Annotated in this window: 2 protein-coding genes; both read right to left on the reverse strand. The window is 38.3% G+C overall.

The features are described 5' to 3' along the window. Positions 1 to 3,160: hypothetical protein (locus tag AC106S_RS24025; RefSeq protein ID WP_482442512.1), on the reverse strand; the 3,160-nt coding region annotated here is incomplete at its 3' end. A 38-nt stretch (positions 3,161 to 3,198) separates the two neighbouring features. Then, positions 3,199 to 4,475, reverse strand: a 1,277-nt coding sequence (locus AC106S_RS24030; protein WP_482442513.1) for a T9SS type A sorting domain-containing protein, incomplete at its 5' end; no start/stop codon positions are given.

Below are 4,475 nucleotides of genomic sequence, written 5' to 3' on the forward strand. Positions count from 1 at the left end.
CTTCCGAACCTGTCTGGGCATCGGTATTCGAAGCATTCACAATACCGTCGGTCAGGTTTTGCGGGATATCCTGTAACCGGGCTCCTTCGATTTTAGCTATGGGCTGAGAAGTGTTGTATCCCCAGATCATAGTTACAGGTATTCCGTCTTTTGTGGTATACTGAAGGAGATTGCCTTTGGCATCATAATTATCAAACGTTACATTTTTTTCTAATTGCTGGCTGGCAAATGAAGTTTGAATTTCTTTTGGTAAGAAGGCAACGTTTCCTGCCCATTGGTTGCTGTATATTATTTTTTTTGTATCAATTAAAATATTATTGTTATAGTTCTCAATCTTCTCAATTTCAGAGATTCTGTTTTGAGATAAAGAAGAATTTCCTGTGTGATAAAAATAATTGGTTTTAAGGATCTGCCCATCTTCTGTATTAATGGTTTGAGACGCTATTTTTTTGTTTAACGGATTATAGGTAAAGGTTTCATTTCTTTCAGTTACCTTCTGAGTTCCGTTTTCATAAAAGAAACTCCTGGATTGTCTTGTATTCAGTTTTGCCCATCCGAAAGCCTCACTCACTTGCTGATTGGAAGTAAAAGAAACAGGATAACCGGGGAATGATGTTTTATTTTTAGAATTGCATGTTACTAAACAGGCAGGAAATGTAAGGGAGTTTTGGTTAAGATCAACGAGGTAGTCATTATAAGTATTCCAGATATTTCCTTTGTAATCAGAGCCTTGCCAGAATTTATGTCCTGATACTTCCACATAATCATCAAATGTATAGGTATTGCTGGTTTCTGTTATTTTTTTCTGACTGTTATCAAATACTTTTTCATTTAATAATAATCCTCTTTTATAATCAATATTCTTTGAAGGAGTGTAAGGTTCTCCTACATTATAATCATCTTCCGGATAATCAACAGGAGATGTATAGGTGTATTCTTTATGTCCTTTTCCGGTTTCATATACTTTTACATTTTTATAACCGATAGATCCACCCTGTGTATTCAGTATGGGCATTTCACTAAAATCTTTCACCTCATTATAGAGCGCTCCTTCCCGTGTTGTTATATAAGCGCTTGCGGTAATACAGTTGGTATCAAGACTTACTGTACCTGAAGTTTTGAAAATAGGAGCAGGATGAACCAGAGAGCCGCTACTTTTGGCAGGGTCTGTAAATTCATTGTATTCAAAATGAATAGTCTTTGATGGGATTATGGCCGGATTGGGCTGATTAAAATCAAAATTACTGATATCCGTACCCGCTTCATAATATCTGATTTCTTTAATCCTGATCCCACCTCCATACAGGTATTTGTTTTCAGGAGTTTTTTTCTTAAAAAAATCAATAACCACACCGTCAGAATCATGGTAATTAAGATCGAATGCTGTTCTTTGAATTCTATATCCTTTATTAGGGTCCAGATTCATTTTTATACAGCATAAAGGTTCGGAAGCGTGGCATATTAGTGAAGTTGTTCCAGGCAGCTGGACACCATTTTGAAAGGACTGCAGCATCATATGAACCTGGCCTGGCTGGTCTGCGGGAATAACTATTGAAGGTCTGAATATAGCAATGGTATCTACAATCGATGGCAACAGCTGGGCCCCGTTATTAGTGAAAATGTAGGATAATGTATTGGTTTTTATTAAATTTTCGTGATTAGAACTAAAATCGGTAATCGCCTGGTCTCCGATATAAGTATAGGTATTACTTTCAAAATTAAATAATGCCGATCCGCCGGTAGGATATTTTATTCCCTGTAAAACATCCGTTGTGGCAGCGGAATATGGATTTATAGATTCACTGTGTTTATACTCACAGTTGTTATCGTTATCAACAACGGCTAAATATCCCCAATTATCCTTTTCATAATTACCACCTGGATTCGTTTTTTTATAAGCCAGTTCATATCTGTCTATAAAATTTCCATTCTTACTGGTCTCTACCTTTTTTAATATCATTCTTGTATTGATATTCTGGCTTCCTGTATAATCTTGAGTAAATGAAAACTTTTTGACCTCATGACCAGCAGGATCCAATAGTGTAATATCTGTTAATCGTGGTGCCTGATCCCTGATATTAATATTAGTATCATTCCTTCCCGGGGTATAACTGAAAAGAATTTTGGCAACATCCGTTACGGTTATTGTTTTAATTTTTCTTACCTGTACTATATTGGTTTGGTTAGTCACCATTTCTTTCGGTAATTCTCCCATACAGCTTGCATCACGCTCTAAAACGTATTTCTCATAATATCGCTTCATATAGGTAGATTTGCTATATCCTTCCTTATAATTGGTGTAATAATCAAAATTTATGAGCAATATTCCGTTATTATCATAGACTTTACTCAGTTGAAATGCACTGATATAATCAGCTTGTTCATTAAATCCTTCATTTACACTGTTAAAGTGCGTGGTCCGGGTTGCTGTAATTCCATTAGATATTTCTTTAACATCAAACTCATATCTATATCCTTTTTCATCATATATGGTAAACCCTGAAGGCGTATAAGGATTACCGTTTACACTCGTATAACGGTTGATAATTTTCAGCCGGTAATCTGAAAGAGGGACTACCTGCAATATTCCCATGCTATTTTTTTTAATATAGAACCTTCCGGTTTGGCCCATAAAATTAAACTGCCATAGATCATGCTGCGTATCGAATTTTCCCCGTTTAACAGTGTCCCAGTAATAACGGTTTGCTTCGTTAGGCTGGTTCATTGCAAATTCAGAAAGATTGGATATTTTATCATAATAATAGTTGTGATGATTGCTTACATTGGTATTAAAATAAATTCCAACATTTCCACTCTTGGTTGGACCATCCGTTCTGAATACCTCATCTGCAAGGCCTCTTATTGTTCTTGAAATAGTTCCTCCGGCAAATAAATTCCATCCCAAACCGACATCGCTGGCAATCTCACTGACGGCAATGCTGGAGGGATGATATTTTAATGAGAGATCCAGATTGAAATCTTTAGATGAAGTAGGAATATTAATAAGTGGAATAGAAATATCAGGAATTCCCGTATAATTGTTGACAGGAACTTCCTCAAACTTCATTAATGAACTTACGGTTGGGGAAGGAGGAATTACCTGAGGAAATCCCATATCTATTTTAGGGGCTTGTAATTGCCCAGACAATATGTTCATCATACAAAGTGTTTGGACAAGTAATAATTTCTTTTTCATGTTTATTTCTTAATCAGTTTTGCATTTGCAGTTTTATTCGTATCGGTTTTGATCACCACCAGATAAGCCCCCTGAACCAAAGGCTGGGTATTGATCTTGGTCACCTTATTTTTTGTATTCACACTCTGAAGCTGCCTTCCGCCCATATCATACACCACAATATCCGCTTCCCTGAAATCCATACCTATTTCTACATAGGCATAATCGGTGACAGGGTTCGGGTAAATTTTGATGTCCTGCTTCTGGATCAGCTTATCGATCTGGCTGTCTCCCAGCTTCACGATTTTCCAGTTCTCTTTCCCTAGTTCTTCAGCGCTGGTCCCGGCTAGGATGATCGAGCCATCTCTGTTCAGCTTAATATCCGAAAGCCTTTCTTCTTTCTTCCTGTTTTCTCCCGCAACATGCTTTCTCCACTGTTCATTGCCGTCCTGGTCCAGATACAGCATCCAAAACGTTTCATCATCTTTTTCTATCCGTCCTTCGGCCTGAGTATAACCACCCAGTAAAATGCCTTTAGAAGTTTTATCATCCGCTGAATGGATCACACTCATCCCCATCAGGATATCACGGTTCCCGAAATTGCAGGATTTCTGCCACTGTTCTTCCCCTATTTCGTTTAAAGCAATAAGCCACAGATCGGTTCCTTCTTCTATGCCCGTGGTTTTGTTGCCTGATCTTTCGGACCGGGATTCTCCACCGATAAGGTAACCTGTGGAGGTTAAAGCCAGTGTTCTCAGATGGTCATCACCTTTTCCTCCGTAGTTCTTTTCCCATTCCACTTTACCGTTTTTATCCAGCTTTACGATCCAGTAATCGCCTTCACCGGAATTTTCGGTCTGCTTTGAAACAGCTGATAATGAATTATCTATAACTGAAATTCCCGTTGAAACTCCATTACTCATTCCCGATTGCTGATTACTCATGTTAGTTTTATCACTTCTAGAATATATCCCTAGTAATACACCGCCATCACGCGTGGGAATCATTTTCTCTACTTCATCCAGACCTTTGCCGCCTAAAATCAACTGCGAAAGTTCTTTTCCGTTTTTATCCAGCCGGATGATCCAGGCATCTTTGGAACCATAGCCTTTGGAAAAGTTCTGTACATTCCCCGCGACAAAGAATCCCAGGTCGGTGGTCTGAACGACTGCCCTGGCTTCTTCATCGGAAGCACTTCCCAATGTTTTCTGCCATAATTCATCTCCGAATTCATTCAGCCTTACCAGCCAGATATCCGATCCTCCTCTGGAATCGTCTTTTTTATCCAGTCCTTTTCCTG

The sequence above is a fragment of the Chryseobacterium sp. FR054 genome (assembly GCF_056844565.1).